The organism is Micromonospora sp. NPDC007271 (assembly GCF_040634005.1).
GTDB lineage: Bacteria > Actinomycetota > Actinomycetes > Mycobacteriales > Micromonosporaceae > Micromonospora.
Map to the genome: position 1 here is coordinate 18,974 of NZ_JBEYER010000033.1, position 19,108 is coordinate 38,081.

Annotated in this window: 14 protein-coding genes; 9 read left to right on the forward strand and 5 right to left on the reverse strand. The window is 74.1% G+C overall.

The genetic code is table 11. From position 1 onward, the window contains the following. The first annotated feature begins 13 nt into the window (after positions 1-13). The 5 genes from mca to ABZ570_RS14500 all read left to right on the forward strand — a co-directional run bounded on the left by mca (position 14) and on the right by ABZ570_RS14500 (position 7,202). On the forward strand, positions 14-895 hold the full coding sequence (gene mca / locus ABZ570_RS14480; protein WP_358062286.1) for a mycothiol conjugate amidase Mca: 882 nt from the start codon (positions 14-16) through the stop codon (positions 893-895). 48 nt (positions 896-943) lie between these two features. Beyond that, positions 944-1,237 carry a hypothetical protein gene (locus ABZ570_RS14485; RefSeq protein WP_358062289.1) on the forward strand — a complete coding sequence of 98 codons (294 nt, stop codon included), beginning with the start codon at positions 944-946 and terminating at the stop codon, positions 1,235-1,237. A gap of 214 nt (positions 1,238-1,451) precedes the next feature. Beyond that, complete coding sequence (locus ABZ570_RS14490) at positions 1,452-3,947, forward strand: bifunctional diguanylate cyclase/phosphodiesterase (RefSeq protein ID WP_358062392.1); 2,496 nt, start codon at positions 1,452-1,454, stop codon at positions 3,945-3,947. Between the two features lie 204 nt (positions 3,948-4,151). Further along, on the forward strand, positions 4,152-5,066 hold the full coding sequence (locus ABZ570_RS14495) for a hypothetical protein (protein ID WP_358062292.1): 915 nt from the start codon (positions 4,152-4,154) through the stop codon (positions 5,064-5,066). Between the two features lie 99 nt (positions 5,067-5,165). Beyond that, the gene (locus ABZ570_RS14500) at positions 5,166-7,202 is read left to right on the forward strand and encodes a thioredoxin domain-containing protein (protein ID WP_358062295.1); all 2,037 of its coding nucleotides are present in this window, start codon (positions 5,166-5,168) and stop codon (positions 7,200-7,202) included. Here ABZ570_RS14500 and ABZ570_RS14505 read toward each other — a convergent pair. Then, complete coding sequence (locus tag ABZ570_RS14505; protein ID WP_358062298.1) at positions 7,165-7,404, reverse strand: pyridoxamine 5'-phosphate oxidase family protein; 240 nt, start codon at positions 7,402-7,404, stop codon at positions 7,165-7,167. The genes ABZ570_RS14500 and ABZ570_RS14505 overlap by 38 nt on opposite strands. 12 nt (positions 7,405-7,416) lie before the next feature. Beyond that, on the reverse strand, positions 7,417-7,956 hold the full coding sequence (locus ABZ570_RS14510) for a PadR family transcriptional regulator (RefSeq protein ID WP_358062300.1): 540 nt from the start codon (positions 7,954-7,956) through the stop codon (positions 7,417-7,419). Between the two features lie 98 nt (positions 7,957-8,054). Here ABZ570_RS14510 and ABZ570_RS14515 point away from each other — a divergent pair, with 98 nt between their 5' ends. The 3 genes from ABZ570_RS14515 (at position 8,055) to purE (ending at position 10,279) form a co-directional block, all read left to right on the forward strand. Then, on the forward strand, positions 8,055-8,528 hold the full coding sequence (locus ABZ570_RS14515) for a hypothetical protein (RefSeq protein ID WP_358062303.1): 474 nt from the start codon (positions 8,055-8,057) through the stop codon (positions 8,526-8,528). Positions 8,529-8,630: 102 nt separating this feature from the next. Beyond that, positions 8,631-9,791, forward strand: coding sequence for a 5-(carboxyamino)imidazole ribonucleotide synthase (locus tag ABZ570_RS14520; protein ID WP_358062306.1), 1,161 nt, complete (start codon positions 8,631-8,633; stop codon positions 9,789-9,791). Then, a complete protein-coding gene (purE, locus tag ABZ570_RS14525) occupies positions 9,788-10,279 on the forward strand; it encodes a 5-(carboxyamino)imidazole ribonucleotide mutase (RefSeq protein ID WP_358062309.1) in 492 nt (163 codons plus the stop codon). The genes ABZ570_RS14520 and purE overlap by 4 nt, the downstream gene beginning before the upstream one ends. Positions 10,280-10,420: 141 nt before the next feature. Here purE and ABZ570_RS14530 read toward each other — a convergent pair whose 3' ends face one another. Together ABZ570_RS14530 and ABZ570_RS14535 are read right to left on the reverse strand one after the other, a co-directional pair. Further along, positions 10,421-15,325 (reverse strand): permease, encoded by a 4,905-nt coding sequence (locus tag ABZ570_RS14530; RefSeq protein ID WP_358062312.1) that lies wholly within the window; start codon positions 15,323-15,325, stop codon positions 10,421-10,423. Between the two features lie 203 nt (positions 15,326-15,528). Further along, positions 15,529-16,956 (reverse strand): UDP-glucose/GDP-mannose dehydrogenase family protein, encoded by a 1,428-nt coding sequence (locus ABZ570_RS14535; RefSeq protein ID WP_358062315.1) that lies wholly within the window; start codon positions 16,954-16,956, stop codon positions 15,529-15,531. Between the two features lie 248 nt (positions 16,957-17,204). Between ABZ570_RS14535 and ABZ570_RS14540 the strand changes: the two genes are divergently transcribed. Continuing rightward, the gene (locus ABZ570_RS14540; protein ID WP_358062318.1) at positions 17,205-18,368 is read left to right on the forward strand and encodes an acyl-CoA dehydrogenase family protein; all 1,164 of its coding nucleotides are present in this window, start codon (positions 17,205-17,207) and stop codon (positions 18,366-18,368) included. Positions 18,369-18,425: 57 nt separating this feature from the next. Here ABZ570_RS14540 and ABZ570_RS14545 read toward each other — a convergent pair whose 3' ends face one another. Further along, positions 18,426-19,085, reverse strand: a complete 660-nt coding sequence (locus tag ABZ570_RS14545) for a hypothetical protein (protein WP_358062321.1) — start codon at positions 19,083-19,085, stop codon at positions 18,426-18,428. Between the last annotated feature and the right edge of the window lie 23 nt (positions 19,086-19,108).

Consider the following 19,108-nt stretch of genomic DNA (forward strand, 5'->3'; position numbering starts at 1 on the left):
AGGAGTGCCGAAGGTGGCAGAGCAGCTGCGGCTCATGGCCGTGCACGCCCATCCCGACGACGAGTCGAGCAAGGGCGCCGCGACCATGGCGAAATACGTCGCCGAGGGGGTGGATGTCCTGGTCGTCACCTGCACCGGCGGTGAGCGGGGCAGCGTGCTCAACCCCAAGATGGATCGGCCGGAGGTCTGGGCCAACATCGGCGAGATCCGCCGCGCCGAGATGGACGCGGCCCGGGCGATCCTCGGCATCGAGCAGGCCTGGCTCGGCTTCGTCGACTCCGGGTTGCCCGAGGGCGACCCGCTGCCGCCGTTGCCCGAGGGCTGCTTCGCCCTCCAGGACGTGGCGGTCGCCGCCGTCCCGCTGGTGCGGCTGATGCGGCAGTTCCGCCCGCACGTCGTCACCACCTACGACGAGGAGGGCGGCTACCCGCACCCGGACCACATCATGACCCACAAGGTGACCGTGGCCGCCTTCGAGGCCGCCGGTGACCCGGAGCGCCACCCGGAGCTGGGCGAGCCGTGGCAGCCGCTGAAGCTCTACTACGACGTCGGCTTCTCCAAGGGCAAGATCATGGCCCTGCACGAGGCCATGCTCGCCGCCGGCGTCGAGTCGCCGTACGAGGACTGGCTCAAGCGCTGGGACGAGCGGCCGGACAAGGGCTTCCGGATCACCACCCGGGTCGAGTGCGCGGAATACTTCCCGGTCCGCGACGACGCCCTGCGCGCCCACGCCACCCAGATCGACCCGGACGGCTTCTGGTTCCAGGTGCCGATGGAGTTGCAGCGGCGCGCCTGGCCGACGGAGGATTTCCAGCTCGCCCGTTCGCTGGTGGACAGCCCGCTGCCGGAGTCCGATCTCTTCGCCGGGGTCCGCGAGACGTGCCATGTCCGCTGACTCCGCCAGCGGCTACGCTGGTCGGTAACCGCACATCGGAGGAACACCATGCTGACCACCGCCCAGGTGCTCGCGCAGAACAACTTCGGTGACACGCGCACGGGTGGTCTGGCCGGCCCGATGGGCCTTTTCCTCATCCTGCTGCTGGGCACCGCCACCGTCCTGCTGATCCGCAACATGAACGCCCGGCTGCGCCGGCTGCCGGACCGGTTCCCCCACCAGGCCGACCCGGCCGACGAGGGCCGGGTCGAGGCGACGGTCGTTGATCCGACAGACGGGACCGCGCCCCAGGAATCCTCGACGAACGGTCCCAACGGCCCCCAGCAGCGCCGAAACGGGTAGTCGGCACGTGAATCACGCCGAAGCCGGTGGCCGACCCCTGTTGCGGCCACCGGCTTTGGCTTAGCCTTCCGCCGGGGGACCAGAAGTCCCCGAGCCGTGCGCGGGAGGGGGCGTCGATGTCCGTGGCAGCACCGGCCACCCGCCGTGCCCCCGATCCATCGGCCGGCGGGGTGGGCCCGTGATCCCCGGCGGGGACGGCCAATCCTCGGATCGGCTGGGCCTGCGCGGTACGCCGAGCGGAGTGCTCCTGCTGACCTTCGCCGTCGCGGTCACCGCCCTGGTGGCCGCGGTGCTCGGCCTCACCGTCACGGCGTCCCTTCCGCCGGACGACCCGTTGCCGGCCCCGGCCCGGTTCGGCATCGCGGTCGCCGCGTTCGTCGTCGCCCAGCTCGCCCGCCTGCGTTTCCGGACCGCATCCGGAATGGTCAGCATCACCTGGGGCGAGGCCGCCCTCATCGTCTGCCTCTATCTTGTCCCGGCCGGCTGGTTGCCCGGCGCGGCCCTGCTCGGTGCCGGCGCCGCGTGGGCCGTGATGTCCCTGCTCGCCGACCGTCAGCCCGTGCTGGAACTGGTGCGGATCACCGGTTCGCTGACCGCCGCCACCGCGCTCGCCGCCGTGGTGGCCAGCGCACTCGGCCGGCCGATGCTCGCCGCGCCGACCCCCGAGCTCGCGCTCGCGCTGGTCGCCGGCTCGGTGGCCTACCTGCTCACCACCGCCTGGCTCGGCGGCGCCAGTCTCGCCCTGCGGCACGGCATCCCGATCGGGCCTCCGCTGCTCGCGGCGCTCCGCGGCAAGCTGCTCATGTTCGTCGGCAACGTCGCCGTCGGCCTGGTGGTGGTCACGCTGCTGGAGCTCGACGTGCGCTGGCTGCTGCTCCTCCCGCCGCCGCTCTGGCTGCTCCAGCAGACCTACCGCCACCGGCTCCGCGCCGACCAGGAGCGGCGCACCTGGCGTGCCTTCGCCGAGGCCACCGCGGCGCTCAACCAGCTCGACGAGCGGGGCGTGGCGACCGCCGCGGTGACCGGGGCGCTCAGCCTCTTCGGCGCCGAGCTGGTCGAGGTGGACGTCGCCCGGGGCGACGGCCGGTGGCGGCGCTACCGCGGCGACACCGGCGGCCAGGTACGCGACCGCGAGGTGGCGTCGCCGGCGCGTACCGAGCCGAGCGAGCAGGAGCTGGTCCGGCCGCTGACGGTGGGGAGCGCCGTGGTGGGCCGGCTGCGGGTCCACTTTCCCCGGTCCGCCCCGCCGTCCACTCGCGAACGGGACGCGGTGGCCGCCTTCGGCGACGCCCTGGCCGCCGCCCTGCACGACGCCGCGACCCACCGGGAACTGCGGCTGGTCACCGCCCGTTCGTCGTACGAGGCGGTGCACGACCAGCTCACCGGGCTGCTCAACCGGGCCGCCATGCTCACCAAGGGTGACCAGGCGCTGCGGCAGCTCGCCCACGACCACCCGGTGGCGCTGCTGCTGCTCGACATCAACCAGTTCAAGGAGGTCAACGACACACTGGGGCACGCGGCCGGCGACCAGCTGCTGCGGCTGACCGGGAACCGACTCGCCGCCCTGGCCCGTCCGGGCGACCTGCTCGGGCGGCTCGGCGGCGACGAGTTCGCCCTGCTGCTGACCGCGGTCCCGGTGGTCGACGACCGGGCCGCGCCGCTGGCGTACGCGCTGCGCCAGGCCCGGGAGATCGCCGAGCGGCTGGCCGCGCCCACCGAGGTGGCGGGCGTACGCATGTCCGTCGAGGTGGCGGTCGGGGTGGTGGTCGCCGACGCGGGCACCGCCGACCTGACCGAGCTGCTGCGCCGGGCCGACATCGCCATGTACCAGGCGAAGGAGGGCGGCGGCAGCGTCGCCGCGTACGACAGCTCCCGCGATGCGGCGAGCACCGACCACCTGGCGCTGCTCGCGGAGCTGCGGGAGGCCCTGGCGGCCGACGACCAGCTGGTGCTGGCGTTGCAGCCGGCGGTGGACCTGGCGACCGGCGCCCCGACCGGGGTCGAGGCACTGATCCGCTGGCGGCATCCGCGGCGGGGTCTGCTCGGCCCGGCCGACTTCATCCGCCCGGTGGAGAACAGCGAGCAGCTCGGCAGCTTCACCCGGTACGTGCTGGACAAGGCCCTCGCCGTGGCGGCCGGCTGGGCCCGCGAGGGGTTGGACCTGCCGATCTCGGTGAACCTCTCGGCGCGCAGCCTGCTCGATCCGCGGCTGCCGACGGAGATCGGCGAGGCGCTGCGCCGGCACCAGGTGCCGCCGCACCGGCTGGTCCTCGAGATCACCGAGACGGTGGTGATGAGTGAGCTGGAGGTCATCGACGAGGTGCTCGCCACCCTGCGGTCCATGGGGGTGCAGCTCGCCGTCGACGACTTCGGCACCGGGTTCTCGTCGTTGACCTTCCTGACCCGGATCGCCGTCGACGAGCTGAAGGTCGACCGCTCCTTCGTGATCCGGATGGCCGACTCGCCGGAGGCGGCGGCGATCGTCCGGACCACCGTCGGGCTCGCGCACGAGCTGGGGTTGCGGGTGGTGGCCGAGGGGGTGGAGACCGCCGAGCAGCGGATTGCCCTGGCCGAGCTGGGCTGCACCGCCGCCCAGGGTTACCACTTCTTCAAGCCAATGCCGGCGGACAAGATCGGCGCGGTGCTGGGGTCGCTGGTGGACACCGCCCGCGACAACGTCGTCCCGCTGCGCGCCGACGGCGCCTCCTGACGGCCCGGCGGGCTCCCGGCGGCGGACCCGGCGGCACGGTCCGGGGGCGGACGCCCGACGACGTGGACCGGCGGGTGCGGACCCGGCTCAGCCGCGCGGCAGCACGTCGTCGACGGAGTCGCATCGGCAACATCGGACGGGACAGCGTGACGGCGGCGCGAACACTACCCTTGGTGCGGACGCGTGCACAGAGGAGCGGCCGCAATGTCCACTTCGGGGGAGGACCACATGCTTCGTTCCTGGCGCCGATCCCTGCTCGCCGCAGCCCTGTCGTTGACCGCCGGCGCCGTCGGCCTGGTCGTCTCCGCACCCGCCTCGGCGGAGCCGCCGAGCGGCCCCGCTTCGGGCACCTTCGCCCTGAGCGGTGACCCGGACGATCCGATCACCAGGGGAGAGTCCTTCTCCTTCACCACGGCGTCCGGCCTGACGGCCCAGATGTACGACCAGTTCGGGGGCGTTGCGGTCGCGCTGAACGACCCCGCCACCGGTGTCAGCTTCTACCTGGCCCTGGCGTCCGGTCGTGACCCGTTGGCACCGGGCACCACCTACACCGGTGCCACCCGCTTCCCGTACCAGGAGGGTGGCGACCCGGGGATGATCGTGCACGGCAACGGTGCGACCTGCGGCGACGCGTTGACCGGCTCGTTCACCGTCCACGACGTCAAGTTCGGGCCGTACCACTACGTGGAGAAGCTGCACGCCACCTTCGAGCAGCACTGCGACGGCGGGGAGCCGGCGGCCCGGGGCGAGATCGACCTGACCAACCCGCCGGCGCCGCCGCTGCTGGACCCGCAGGCCACCGTGACGTCCGGCACGGTCGTCATGCCGGACGGTCCGGTGACGGTGCAGGGCACGCTGACCTGCGGCCAGGCGGCCACGGTGTCAGTGGACGCCAATGCGCAGCAGGACGGCCGGATCATCCATTTCGAGCGCGTCGAGGTGCAGTGCGTACCGGGCCAGACGGTCGGCTGGACCGCGACGGGGACGCCGGCGAGTGGGGTGCGGTTCCGGCCGGGTGACACACAGGTCAGGGTGCAGATCCAGGGCCGCGACCCGTTCTACGACGAGTTCGTCGAGGTGATTCCCCCACTGTTCCCGGTGCGGCTGGACGTCGCCTGACCCCGACAGCGTGGCATCCAGGTCGGTCCGGGGCGCTGTCCCCGGTCCGGCCGGTCCGCTCCCGCAGCGCCACCGGGGCGCCCTCGATATGGTCATCGGGTGAACCGACTCGCCAACGCAACGTCCCCGTACCTGCTCCAGCACGCCGACAACCCGGTCGACTGGTGGCCCTGGTGCGACGAGGCGTTCGCCGAGGCGAAGCGGCGGGACGTTCCGGTGATCATCTCAGTCGGGTACGCGGCCTGCCACTGGTGCCATGTGATGGCGCACGAGTCGTTCGAGAACGAGGCCGTCGCCCGGCTGATGAACGACGACTTCGTCTCGATCAAGGTGGACCGGGAGGAGCGCCCGGACGTCGACGCCGTCTACATGACCGCCACCCAGGCGATGACCGGCCAGGGCGGCTGGCCGATGACCGTCTTCGCCGCCCCGGACGGCACTCCCTTCTTCTGCGGCACCTACTTCCCGCGGCAGAACTTCATTCGCCTGCTCGGGTCCGTCGCCACCGCCTGGCGCGACCAGCGGGAGGCCGTGCTGCGCCAGGGCGCCGCCGTGGTCGAGGCGATCGGCGGCGCCCAGGCCGTGGGCGGCCTGACCGCCCCGCTCACCGCCGAGCTGCTCGACGCCGCCGCGGACCAGCTCGCCCGGGAGTACGACGAGACGAACGGCGGGTTCGGCGGGGCGCCCAAGTTCCCGCCGCACATGAACCTGCTCTTCCTGCTCCGGCACCATCAGCGCACCGGCTCGGCCCGGAGCCTGGAGATCGTCCGGCACACCGCCGAGGCGATGGCCCGGGGTGGCATCCACGACCAGCTCGCCGGCGGGTTCGCCCGCTACTCCGTGGACGGCCACTGGACCGTGCCGCACTTCGAGAAGATGCTCTACGACAACGCGCTGCTGCTGCGGGTCTACACCCAGCTCTGGCGGCTCACCGGGGACCGGCTGGCCCGGCGGATCGCCCGGGACACCGCCCGGTTCCTCGCCGACGAGCTGCACCGGCCGGGTGAGGGCTTCGCGTCCGCGCTGGACGCGGACACCCAGGGCGTCGAGGGCCTCACCTACGTCTGGACCCCGGCGCAGCTGGTCGAGGTGCTGGGGGAGGAGGACGGCCGCTGGGCCGCCGACCTGTTCGGGGTGACCGAGGCCGGCACCTTTGAACACGGCACCAGCGTGTTGCGGCTGGCCCGGGACGTCGACGACGCCGACCCTTCGGTGCGCCAGCGCTGGCAGGACGTGGTGGGGCGGCTGCTCGCCGCCCGGGACACCCGTCCCCAGCCGGCCCGGGACGACAAGGTGGTGGCCGCCTGGAACGGACTGGCGATCACCGCGATCGCCGAGTTCCAGCAGGTCGCCGCGCTCTACGCGGCGCCGGAGGCCGAGGACGCGAACCTGATGGAGGGCGTCACCATCGTCTCCGACGGGGCGATGCGGGACGCCGCCGAGCACCTGGCGAGCGTGCATCTGGTGGACGGCCGGCTGCGCCGGGTCTCCCGGGACAAGACCGTCGGCGAGCCGGCCGGTGTGCTGGAGGACTACGGCTGCGTGGCCGAGGCGTTCTGCGCGCTGCACCAGCTCACCGGCGAGGGGCGCTGGCTCACGCTGGCCGGCCAGCTCCTGGACGTGGCCCTGGCCCGGTTCGCCGCTCCCGACGGCGGCTTCTACGACACCGCCGACGACGCGGAGAGCCTGGTCACCCGGCCGGCCGACCCCACCGACAACGCCACCCCGTCCGGCCGGTCGGCGATCGTCGCGGCGCTGATCGCGTACGCGGCGCTGAGCGGCGAGACCCGGTACCGCGAGGCGGCCGAGGCCACCCTGTCGACCGTGGCGCCGATCGTCGGCCGGCACGCCCGGTTCACGGGGTACGCGGCCACCGCCGGCGAGGCGCTGCTGTCCGGGCCGTACGAGATCGCGGTGGTGACCGACGACCCGGTGGGCGACCCGCTGGTGGCGGCCGCCCACCGGCACGCCCCGCCCGGCGCGGTGGTGGTGGCGGGCCGCGCCGACCAGCCGGGCGTGCCGCTGCTGGCCGGGCGGCCGGCGCTGGACGGGGGCTCCACGGCGTACGTCTGCCGGGGTTTCGTCTGCGACCGGCCGGTCACCTCCGTCGACGACCTGGTCGCGCAGCTCCGCTGACCGGGTTGCCGGCGAGCTGCCGGCCCTTGGCGCTGGTCGCGGTGGTGGCCAGGTGCCATCCCTCGTCGTCGAGGTCCTTGAGGATCGGCACCCGCGCGTCGGGCGCGCCGTCCGCGTCCAGCGTCGAGACGGTCATCGCGTGCGGCTCGTCCACGTCGCGGGGACCGCCGCGGCGCGCGCGCAGCGTCTCGCGGATCGTCATGACCCGATCATGTCAATGTGCCGGCCGGAGCGGCTTCGGCAGGGCGTCGAACCAGTCCAGCACCGCCCGCTCGTACGCCAGCCCGAAGCGCAGCGTCGCCACCGAGTACGGGTCGGCCTCGTCCGCCTCGGGCGGCAGCGCGGCGGCGATCTGTTCGTACTCGGCCAGCCGGGCGGCGTGGGCGACCCGGTGTTCGGCGAGGTACGCGGCCAGCCGGTCCGCCGGCAGATGCCGGCCGAAGAGCATGGTGAGCAGTAGTGGGAACCGGATGGTCTCCTCCGCCGGTGGCTTCGCGACCCACTCGGCGAATGCGGCCCGCCCGGCGTCGGTGATCTCGTACGGCTTGCGGTCGCGGCGCCCGCGCTCGCCGGCGCGTACCAGTCCGGCGGCGGCCATCGCGGTCAGCTCCCGGTAGACCTGGCTCTGCGTCAGCGACCAGAACGCCCCGATCCGCTGCTGCGCGTACTCGACCAGGTCCCAGCCGGTCATCGGACCGTCGTGCAGGAAGCCCAGCAGGGAGGCGGCGGTGGCGTTGAGTGGCCGGTCCGGCATCGGGATGTGCTCCTTTGCGAATCGCTTGACATCCCATTGTGTCAGGTCGCACGATGGTGGTGTCGACCTCCCAAAGTGGGAGGTCAGGGGAGGGTGCCATGCGTACGGTTCTCGTCGTGGTCCACGGCCTCAGCGGCACCGCCGGGCTGCTGCTCGCCCTGCCCGTGCTGCTCGCGCCGAAGCGGCGCGGCCGGCACACCCTCCTCGGCCGGGTCTACGCGGTGGCCGCCGCCGGCCTGAGCCTCAGCGCCTTCGGTCTCTTCGCCTTCGACCCCACCCGGCTGTGGGGGCTGGCCCTGCTGGGTGCGCTCACCCTCGGCTGGCTGGTCGGCGGCCTCTGGTTCGCCCGCCGCCGTCCGCGGGTGATGGGCGGTCGCGCCTGGCGGATCTGGCACCTCAACCTGATGGGCAGCACGGTGATCGCGTTCGTCACCGGTTTCGCCGTCCAGATGACCGGCGGCAGCCTTGTCGCCTGGCTCGCGCCCACGGTGGTCGGCTCGCTGCTGATCGCCCGGACGACCGCCGGGGAGGTGGCCCGGCAGCGCCGGATCGTGGTGACCGCGGGACGCTGAACCGGCGTCGGTGACCGGTGTCCCACCGGGCGCCGGGGCGGCCGGCCCGGGTCAGGCCCGGTGGGCGGGGCCCGGCACCGGCCCGGATAGGCTGGCGGCGCTATGGATTCCCGTACCGGACTGCCTGTCGTCGGCATGGTGGGCGGAGGCCAACTGGCCCGGATGACCCACCAGGCCGCCATTGCCCTCGGCCAGTCGCTGCGCGTGCTGGCGCTCACCCCGGACGACGGCGCGGCCCTGGTCGCGGCCGACGTCCAGTACGGCGACCACACCGACCTCGCCGCCCTGCGTACCTTCGCCAAGGGCTGCGACGTGGTCACCTTCGACCACGAGCACGTGCCCAACGCGCACATCCGCACCCTCACCAACGAGGGCGTGAAGCTCTTCCCGCCGGCCGAGGCGCTGCTGTACGCGCAGGACAAGCGGGCGATGCGCGAGCGCCTCGGCGAGCTGGGCGCACCGAACCCGGCCTGGCGCCCGGTCGAGGCGCCCGCCGACCTGGTCGCCTTCGGTGCGCAGGTCGGCTGGCCCGTGGTGCTGAAGGCGGCCCGGGGCGGCTACGACGGCCGGGGCGTCTGGCTGGTGGACGACGCCGTCCAGGCCGGCGAGCTGGCCGAGACGCTGCTCGCCGGGGGCACCCCGCTGATCGTGGAGGAGCGGGTCGCGCTGCGCCGGGAGCTGGCCGTGCAGGTGGCCCGCTCGCCGTTCGGGCAGGTCGCCGCGTATCCGGTGGTGGAGACGGTGCAGCGGGACGGCATCTGCGTGGAGGTGCTGGCCCCGGCGCCCGGCCTGCCGGAGGAGTTGGCGGTCGGCGCCCAGCAGCTCGCCATCGACCTGGCCACCGCGCTCGGCGTGGTCGGCCTCCTCGCCGTGGAACTGTTCGAGACGCCCGCCGGGCTCGTGGTGAACGAGCTGGCCATGCGGCCGCACAACTCGGGGCACTGGACCATCGAGGGAGCCCGCACCTCGCAGTTCGAGCAGCACCTGCGGGCCGTGCTCGACTACCCGATGGGGGACACCTCGCTCACCGCGCCGGTCGTGGTGATGGCGAACGTGCTGGGCGGCGAGCCGGGCGGGATGTCGATCGACGAGCGGCTGCACCACCTGTTCGCCGCCGAGCCCGGGGCCAAGGTCCACCTGTACGGCAAGCAGGTCCGCCCGGGCCGCAAGATCGGGCACGTCACGGCGCTGGGCGACGATCTGGATGAGGTACGGGCCAGGGCGGCGCGCGCCGCACGCTGGCTGCGGGAGGGACACGAGTGAGCACCGTCGGGCTGATCATGGGTAGCGACTCGGACTGGCCGACCATGAAGGCCGCTGCCGAGGCGCTCGACGAGTTCGAGGTGGCGTACGAGGTCGGGGTGGTGTCGGCACATCGCACCCCGGTCAAGATGATCGAGTACGGCCGGAACGCCGCCGATCGTGGGCTCAAGGTGATCATCGCTGGGGCGGGCGGCGCCGCTCACCTGCCCGGCATGGTCGCCGCCGTCACCCCGCTGCCGGTGATCGGCGTGCCGGTGCCGCTCAAGCACCTCGACGGGATGGACTCACTGCTCTCCATCGTGCAGATGCCGGCCGGTGTGCCGGTGGCCACCGTGTCGATCGGCAACGCTCGCAACGCCGGCCTGCTCGCCGTCCGGATCCTGGCCGCCTCGGATCCGGCCCTGCTCAAGCGGATGGCCGACTTCCAGACGAACCTGGAGAAGCTGGTGGCCGAGAAGGACGCCGCCCTCCGCGCCTCGCTGCCCTGACCGGCACCGCGCCGGCCGCCCCAAGCCTTGATCGACACGCCCTGCGGCAGCCTTCCCGCGAACCGGCACCCCCTGCCGCAGCCTTCCCGCGAACCGGCACCCCTCTGCCTGCCCCCGACGTTGGATGCCAGCCCCTCCGATTCATCTCATGCCGCGTAGGGCGCTCTGCAACCGTTCCTGGGCCCGGCGGCGGCGCTCGTTGCTCGCGCCGAGCACCAGCAGCACGAGGCCGACCGGGATCAGCACCAGCCACGGGCCGAGGCTGATCAGCGCGTGCACCGCGGCGATCGCGGTGACCGTGGCACCCACGATCACCGGTGCCTGCTGCCGGCTCGTCGAGCCGAAGATCAGCACCGCCACCGCGCCGAGCAGCAACAGCACCCGGCGCAGCATGGTGGTGTCGGTGGCCAGCACGATCGCCAGGGTGGGCAGGAACGCGGCGACCAGGGCCGGCCCGTACGCCACCCAGCTCGACAGGTCGGGCCGGTGCCGCAGTTCCAGCAACCCGACCAGCAGGGCGAGCGCCGCGAACGGCAGGGTGTACGCCTCGGGCAGCGCCACGTCGGCCACCCGCATCAGGATCCACCAGGCACTGATCTCGCAGAACACCACCGACCAGAACAGGATCCGCCGCTCGACCGGCCGACGGCCCGGGCGGCCGGCCGCCACCCCGAGGACGGCACCCCAGGCGGCCAGCAGCGCGGCGATGTGCCGGGGCGAGTCGTACGCCAGGGCCAGCGCGATGAGGGCGGCGGCGTACCCGCTCCACTCCACGGTGGCCGCCTCCCGGTACGCCTCCGGCCGGCGCAGCCGGGGCAGGATGGCGGCGAAGACCTGAAGCGCCGCCCCGACCGCCAGTACCCCGAACGCCGACCAGACCGCAGCGAGCCCGGCGACCAGGCCGAGGGTGAGCACGAACAGTTCGGCCATCACCGAGGCGAACAGCCAGCCGAGGATGCGGGCCCGCTGGGTGGTGCCGAAGAGCGCGGCGACGGCACCCACGCCGACCGCCCCACCCAGGGTGAACAGGGTCAGCTCCCGGGTGGCGAGGCTGCCGGCCAGCCCGGCGCCCCCGGCGGCCAGCCCGATCGCGAACACCAGCACCCGGGTCACTCGCAGCGAACGGGCCGGCTCCACCAGCGGCGGGGGTGGGGTCAGCGCCAGCCCCAGCATGGCGAGGGTGAAGACCGCGAGCCCCGCCAGCGCGCTCTGCGGCCAGCCGTGCCCGAGGGCCACCGGCGTGATCAGCACGGTGACCGCCGCGCCGGGCAGCACCACCGGCACGGCCCGGGAACGCCGGCCGCCACTGAACCCGGTGGCGGCGAGCGCCGCCGTCGCGGTGAGCAGCAGCGCGGTCAGCACATGGGTGGGATCGACGGCCTCGGCGGGTGGGGTGAGCAGTTCGGGCGGGGCCCCCTGCCAGATTCGGGGCAGCACCCGGAACGGTTCGGCCAGGGCCACCAGCAGCGGTGGTGCCAGGCTGATCAGGGCCAGCGCGGTCGGCAGCACCGCCGCCGCGAGCGCCCCGGCGGCGGGGCTGACCCGCCAGCGCAGCTCGGTGCCGTCGTCGGGCAGCCGGCGCAGCGCCCCGTCGAGCAGCACCGACCAGCGGCGCACCGGCCGGGCCGAGCCGACCGGCGGGGCGGTGGCGGCCCGGACCAGCTCCGCGAGCACGCCGAGCAGCGCCGCTGCGGCGGCGTACACCCCGGAGGGCAGGTGGGCGATCACCGCGACGAGCGCGCTGACGGTCGCGCCGCCCACCACGGCCACGCTCGCGTACGGCAGGTACTGCGGCACCTGCCGGCGGACCGCCGCCACCGCGGCGAGACCGATGCTGGATGCGGCCAGCGCGGCGGTGAGCACCACCTGCGGTGAGCGGCCGAACTCGGCCGCGAGCGCGGCGACCGCCCCGGGCAGGGCGAGCAGGGCCGCGCCCACCGCCGCACCACCCACCTGCACGAGGTGCGGTGGCATCCCCTCGGTACGGAGATCCTCGACGAGCGTCGGCGCGAGCGAGCGGGCCAAGGCGGCGACCACCACTCCGATCAGCGTGATGCTGCCCAGCGCCAGCGCGGTGGTCCACGGGCGGACCAGCCCGGCGCCGGCCGCGTGCAGGGCGACCGCCCCGGCCACGGTGGCCCGGGACAGCGCGGCCCGCGGCTCCACCGTGGCCGCCGCCGCCATCCCGAAGATGGTGGCGACCGTGGCGCCCACCAGCACGGGCGACCACCAGGGCAGGCTGAACGCGGCGGGGGTGCCGATGGTGGCGAGCACGGCCGCCGCCCCGGCCACGTCGTACCTCCAGGGCGGTGGCAGCAGGATGCCCGCGGCCACCGCCAGCAGCGCCAGCGCGACCGGTGCCTGCCAGGCGGACCCGCCGGTCGGCGCGGCCGGCCAGCCGCTCAGGTCACCGGCCCAGATGGGGCCGGGGGTGGCCAGGACGCCGACCCCGCCGCGCAGCGCGCTCCAGCCGGCGATCAGGCCGACCAGCGTGCCGCCGATCGCGAGGCCGAGGACCGGCCCGCGTCGCCACTCCTCGGGCAGTGCCCGGGCGGCGACGGCGACCAGCAGCACCAGCCCGGCCGCCACCACCAGTTGGCCGCCGGGTGCGAGCACAGCGGCGATCCGGACCAGGGTGGCGATCAACGCCGCCGTGGTGGCGGCGAGCGCGAGGTCCGACCCGTCCAGCGACACGTCGGAGCGGCGGCCCGCGTCGACCCGTGGGGCCAGCGCCAGCAGCGCGGCGGCGAGCAGCAGCAGCCCGCCCACCCAGGCGTCGGCGGCGGTGGCCCCGGGCGCGCCGAACCCGGCCGCGGCGACCGCCACCGCGCCGAGCACGGTGCCGATCGCGTGCGGCGCGCCGAGGTGCCGCTGCGCGACCTGGACGAGGGCGGCGTAGCCGAGGGTGACGCAGACGCCGAGGAAGCTGGCCGCGAGGATCGGGACGGTGACCTCGCGCAGGCTCGCCGGGGTGGGGGTCGGATCGGTGGGCACGGTCGCGGCGACGAAGGCGGCCACCGCTCCGGGCAGCGCGAACGCCGCCCCGCCGGCCGCCCAGGCGCAGACCGTGTCGGCCGCCGCCGCGGCGATACGGACCCGGGGTGCCAGCGACACCAACGCGCCGGCCAGGAAGAGGGTGGTCAGTGCGGCGGCGGTGAGCGCCGGCCGGGCGAGCGAGGCCCCGGCGCCGAGCACGCCCAGCCCGGCGGCGGTGACCGCGTGGACCACGGCGGACCGTTCGGTGCGGACGGTGAGCCCGAGCACCCCGATCCCGACCGCGGTCAGCAGCATCGGCCAGCAGGCCACCGCCCAGCCCAGCCCGAGCGAGGCCGGCACGGCGAGCGCGGTCAGCGCCGCCCCGACCACCGCGAACTCGCGGCGGATCTCCGGGGGCAGGGCGACCACCGCGGCGATGGTGAGCAGCAGCGCGCTGGCCGCGAGCTGCCAGCCGGTCGGCCCGACCGCGGCGGCCAGCTCGGCCTGCCACCGGCCCAGGTCGGCCGACCAGGCGGGCAACGACGCCCGGACCGGCGCCAGCCCGGCGCGCAGCGCGCCACCGGCCACCACCAGACCGCTGACCGTCAGCGCCACCGCGGAGGCGAGCTGCGGCCCGCGCCGGGCCGCCTCCGGTACGGCGCGGACGGCGAACCCGGTCAGCGCGATGACCGCCGCGATGAGCAGCAGCGACCGGCCGGGAAAGGCGACCGAGGCGACCCGGCCCAGCGCGCCGATGATCGCGAGGGTGACGAGGCCGGCGCCCACGTCCGGCAGGGGCGGCCGGCCCAGCGCCAGTGTCCCGGCCAGCCCGACGAGCGCCGCGAGCAGCAGCACGGCTCCCGCGCCGGCGGCGGGCGGCACCGTCGTGGCGCGCAGCAGCGCGGTGACCGCGTACGCCAGGGCGACGGCGACCGCCATCCCGTGCAGCGTCCAGGTCAGCTCCGGCAGCCAGGGCACCGGACGGGCCGGGACGGTGGCGGAGGAGCCTCCGGTCGGTTCCGCGCCGAGCACCTCGGCGGACTCCTCCGGGTCCGTCTCGGGCCGGTCGTCGGCGGTGCGCTGCCGGGGCGGGGTGGGCGGCGCCGGGGACGGGGTGGGCAGATCCTGCCGGACCGGCCGTTCGACGACCACCGCCGAGCGGACCAGGGCGAGGTCGACGACGGCCACCACGGTCAGCACGAGTGCCCAGCCGGCCGGCCCGGTGATGCGCTCGTACGCCAGCAGCGGCAGCACCGGTTGGGCGGCCAGCACGGTGGCGAAGCGCGGTGCCCGCAGCCCGGTCCAGTACGCGTACCCGACGGAGACGACGGTGGTGACCAGGAAGATCGAGCCGGCGAAGGCCGAGCCGGAGGCCCCGCCGCCGATCCGGTCGACGGCCCAGAGCGCGTACCCGGCCAGCGGCACCAGCAGCAGACCCACCGCGGCGATCGTCTCGGCGGTCGAGGTGAGCCCCCGGCGGGCCAGCACCGGCGGGGCGAGCAGCATCAGCACGGTCGCCACCAGGAGCACACCGAGCCGGGCCAGCGCGTCCATCGAGCTGGTGGCGACCGCGGCGAAGACCACCGCGGCGACGCCGAGCAGCAGCGCACCGAGCCCGAGGGGGATGTTCTGCACCTCCCGGGAGGACGCCTCCGGCGGGTGCCCCGGCTTGTCGACGTCGAGCCGCTGCGGGTGGACCCGGGGTGGGAGGTCCTCGGGGGCCGGCGGCGGGGTGCCCTGCCGGGGCACCCGCGGCGGCGCACCGGTGGCGGCCGTCGGCGGGCGGCGGGTCGGTCGCCGACGGAGCACCCGGCGGGGCCGCGTGGCCTGCTTCTGCTGCTTCTCACCGGCGTGCGCGAGGATGTCCCGCTGGAAGAGCGCGGCCTGCATCTTGGCGGCGATCTGCCGTTGTTCGCGGGCGATCTCGGCGTCGCGCGCCTTCATCTCCGCGATCGAGCGCTCGATCTCCGCGAGGTGCTCGAGCCACTGTGGCTGGTCGGCCCCGCAGTGCGGGCAGGCGACGGCCGGCTTGATCTCCCGCCCGCACGAGGCGCACCTGAAGTCCTGCACGACACCCCTCCGTCCGGCCGGCCCGCACTGTGGGCCTCCACTGTCGCAGCATGCCTTGGCCGGGCGCGGATTTCGACCGTTGCCGGCGCGTTCCGGGCGACAAAGAAACCGGCCGGCCGGGGAACGGATCCATGGCCGGCCGGTGGACGATTCCGGGCCCGCGGCGCGAGGCCGGGTCGGGACGCCGACGAGGTGTCGGTGGGTCAGGGGCGGCCCATGCCGCGGTACGCCCAGCCCGCCTGGGTCCACAGTGTGGAGTCCAGGCAGTTACGGCCGTCGACGACCTTGCGGCCGGCGACGAGTTCGCCGAGGGCGACCGGGTCGGCGTTGCGGAACTCGGCCCACTCGGTGAGGACGCAGACCAGGTCGGCGTCGCGGACCGCGTCGTTCATGCTCGCCTCGTAGGTCAGCTCGGGCACCGTCCGGCGGGCGTTGTCCATGCCCTGCGGGTCGAACACGTGCACGTCGGCGCCGGCCTTGCCGAGCAGCGCGGCGACCGCGAGGGCCGGGGCGTCCCGTACGTCGTCGGTGTTGGGCTTGAACGTGGCGCCGAGCACGGCGATCCGGGTGCCGGAGAGGTCCGGCCCGGCCGGACCGGACCGGCGGCCGAGCAGGTCGGCGGCGAGCTGGATCACCCGGGTCCGCCGGCGCAGGTTTATCAGGTCGACCTCGTGCAGGAAGCGCAGCGCCTCGCCGGCGCCGAGCTCCTGGGCGCGGGCCTGGAATGCCCGGATGTCCTTGGGCAGGCAGGCGCCGCCGAAGCCGAGGCCGGCCTGGAGGAACCGGTTGCCGATGCGGGGGTCGTACCCGATGGAGCGGGCCAGCTGGGTGACGTCGCCGCCGGCGGCCTCGCAGACCTCGGCCATCGCGTTGATGAAGGAGATCTTGGTGGCCAGGAAAGCGTTCGCGGCGACCTTGACCAGCTCGGCGGTGGCGAAGTCGGTGACCACCAGGGGCACCTCGCGGTCCTCGGTGGCGGCCAGGTCGAAGACGCCTTTGTGGGCGGCGTAGAGCATGCCGTTGGCCCACTCGCTCTTGACGCCGACCACGATCCGGTTCGGCCGCAGCACGTCGTCGACGGCGAAGCCCTCCTGGAGGAACTCGGGGCTCCACGCCACCTCCACGCCCAGGTCGGCGGGGGTGTGCTTGCCGACCAGCTGCTCCACCCACTCGGCGGTGCCCACCGGGACGGTGGACTTGCCGACGATCAGCGCCTTGCGGGTCAGGTGCTGGGCGAGGCTGGTCACCGACGCCTCGACGTACGACAGGTCCGCGCCCATGCCGTCGGCCCGCTGCGGGGTGCCGACGCAGATGAAGTGCACGTCGCCGAAGTCGGCGGTCTCCTGGATGTCGGTGCTGAACCGCAACCGGCCGGCGGCCAGGTTACGCCGGAGCAACTCGTCCAGGCCGGGCTCGTGGATCGGGACCTCGCCCGCGTTCAGCTTGGCGATCTTGTCCGCGTCGACGTCGTAGCCGAGCACCTCGTAGCCCAGCTCGGCATAGCAGATGGCGTACGTCGCACCGAGGTAACCGGTGCCCAGGAATGTCACCCGGGGCCGGGCCGCGCCCGAGGGCGGGGTCACCGCGGCGATGGCGGGCACCGGCTGGGTGTTCGGGTACGGGATCGTCACGCCTGTCTCTCCGCTCGCACTGGCGGCGCTTCCTCGCGTCGCGTTCGGCTGGGCGCCTGGCCGGGCACCGAGGGGATTCCTGTCGTCTTGTGTGAGGGTAGTTGTGCCGTGTCGCCGCCTGTCGTGCGCGAGCCTACCCGCCGGTAAGCTCCGGCTGATGCCTGGTGGCCTATCCTTCAGTCTGCGGCAGTCGGCGGCCTCCGGGCACCACAGACTGCGCATCTTAGCGGTGAAGGGGAGGGGCCGACATGGCCGCAGAGCAGTCGTTCGACGTCTACCGGTTGCCGGAGGAGCACGAGGCGGTCCGGGAGGCGGTCCGTGAGGTCTGTGCGGCGAAGGTGGCCCCGCACGCCGCCGAGGCGGATGAGACCGGCGAGTTCCCCAAGGCGTCGTACGACGCGTTGCGGGCGGCCGACTTCCACGCCCCGCACATCCCCGTCGAGTACGGCGGCGCCGGCGCGGACGCGCTGGCCACGGCCATCGTGATCGAGGAGGTGGCCCGCGCCTGCGCCGCCTCCTCGCTGATCCCGGCGGTGAACAAGCTGGGCACCATGCCGCTGCTCCTGGCCGGCTCCGAGGAGCTGAAGCGGAAGTACCTGACCCCGGTCGCCAGCGGCGACGCGATGTTCTCCTACTGCCTCTCCGAGCCGGAGGCGGGCAGCGACGCCGCCTCGATGACCACGAAGGCCGTCCGGGACGGCGACCACTGGGTGCTCAACGGCGTGAAGCGGTGGATCACCAACGCGGGTGTGTCCGAGTACTACACCGTCTTCGCTGTGACCGATCCCACAGCTCGTTCGAAGGGCATCTCCGCGTTCGTGGTGGAGAAGTCCGACCCCGGGGTCAGCTTCGGCGCGCCGGAGAAGAAGCTCGGCATCAAGGGCTCGCCCACCCGCGAGGTCTACTTCGACAATGTCCGGATCCCGGCGGATCGCATGATCGGCGCCGAGGGCACCGGCTTCGCCACCGCGATGCGCACCCTGGACCACACCCGCGTCACCATCGCCGCCCAGGCGCTCGGCATCGCGCAGGGCGCGCTGGACTACGCCAAGGGGTACGTCCAGGAGCGCAAGCAGTTCGGCAAGCCCGTCGCCGACTTCCAGGGGGTTCAGTTCATGCTCGCCGACATGGGCATGAAGCTGGAGGCGGCCCGGCAGCTCACGTACGCCGCGGCCGGGAAGTCCGAGCGGGGCGACGCGGACCTGACCTACTTCGGTGCCGCCGCCAAGTGCTTCGCCTCCGACGCCGCCATGGAGATCACCACCGACGCCGTGCAGCTGCTCGGCGGCTACGGCTACACCCGCGACTACCCCGTCGAGCGGATGATGCGGGACGCCAAGATCACCCAGATCTACGAGGGCACCAACCAGGTGCAGCGAATCGTGATGGCGCGCCAGCTGCTCAAGGGCTGACCGGCCGAGCCGCGACGATCGGGCGGGCGGGCCGGGGTTCCGGCCCGCCCGCGGTCGTCAGCGGGTTTCGGTGCTGCCCTCCGGTCGCGACGTGGCACGCGGGGGTGCGGACCACGGGGACTCGCCGCCGACGCGGCGGGGCAGCGGCTCGGTGGGGGTGGTGTCGGGGTAGCCCAGGCTGAGCGGCGCGGTGTCCTGGTCGGTCAGGTCGGACGGGGGCCAGTCGCCGAGCGAGGGGGGGTGCTCGACCGGCTTGTCGGCCGAGGTCAGCTCCGCCTCGGCCACGGGCTTCCCGGGCCACTGCCGCCAGCGCTGCCCGCTGAACACGGCCATCAGCAGCAGCACACCGATCAGGAACAGCGTGCCGTTCTCCAGCGGCTGGCGCAGCGGCAGCGGGTCCCCGAGCAGCTTCCAACCGTCGGGGATCCGGTCCCGCACGGTGAACGGCGCGACGAACAGGCCGAGGTAGGGCACGACCAGCAGCAGCCCGGCCACGAGCGGACCGAGCGGCGAGAAGCGCAGCGTGCCGAGCAGGCCGAGCAGGATGCCGGCGACGCCGAGGTAGACGGCCGGCTCGATCAGGTTGGGCGTGCTGTACGTACCGATCTCCACCCAGCGGTGCACGGTGCGTCCAGACCCGTCCTGACCGAGGGTGACGAGCGCCCAGGTGACGGGCGCCACCACCAACCCGGCGAGGAAGCTCCAGAGATGTCGCATCCGCGCACCGTACCGTTTCTGGC

Coding starts and splice junctions, on each gene's coding strand:
- ABZ570_RS14485 (WP_358062289.1), top strand. CDS start 944: ATGCTGACCACCGCCCAGGTGCTCGCGCAGAACAACTTCGGTGACACG.
- ABZ570_RS14495 (WP_358062292.1), top strand. CDS start 4,152: ATGTCCACTTCGGGGGAGGACCACATGCTTCGTTCCTGGCGCCGATCC.
- ABZ570_RS14505 (WP_358062298.1), bottom strand. CDS start 7,404: ATGACGATCCGCGAGACGCTGCGCGCGCGCCGCGGCGGTCCCCGCGAC.
- ABZ570_RS14510 (WP_358062300.1), bottom strand. CDS start 7,956: ATGCCGGACCGGCCACTCAACGCCACCGCCGCCTCCCTGCTGGGCTTC.
- ABZ570_RS14515 (WP_358062303.1), top strand. CDS start 8,055: ATGCGTACGGTTCTCGTCGTGGTCCACGGCCTCAGCGGCACCGCCGGG.
- ABZ570_RS14520 (WP_358062306.1), top strand. CDS start 8,631: ATGGATTCCCGTACCGGACTGCCTGTCGTCGGCATGGTGGGCGGAGGC.
- ABZ570_RS14540 (WP_358062318.1), top strand. CDS start 17,205: ATGGCCGCAGAGCAGTCGTTCGACGTCTACCGGTTGCCGGAGGAGCAC.
- ABZ570_RS14545 (WP_358062321.1), bottom strand. CDS start 19,085: ATGCGACATCTCTGGAGCTTCCTCGCCGGGTTGGTGGTGGCGCCCGTC.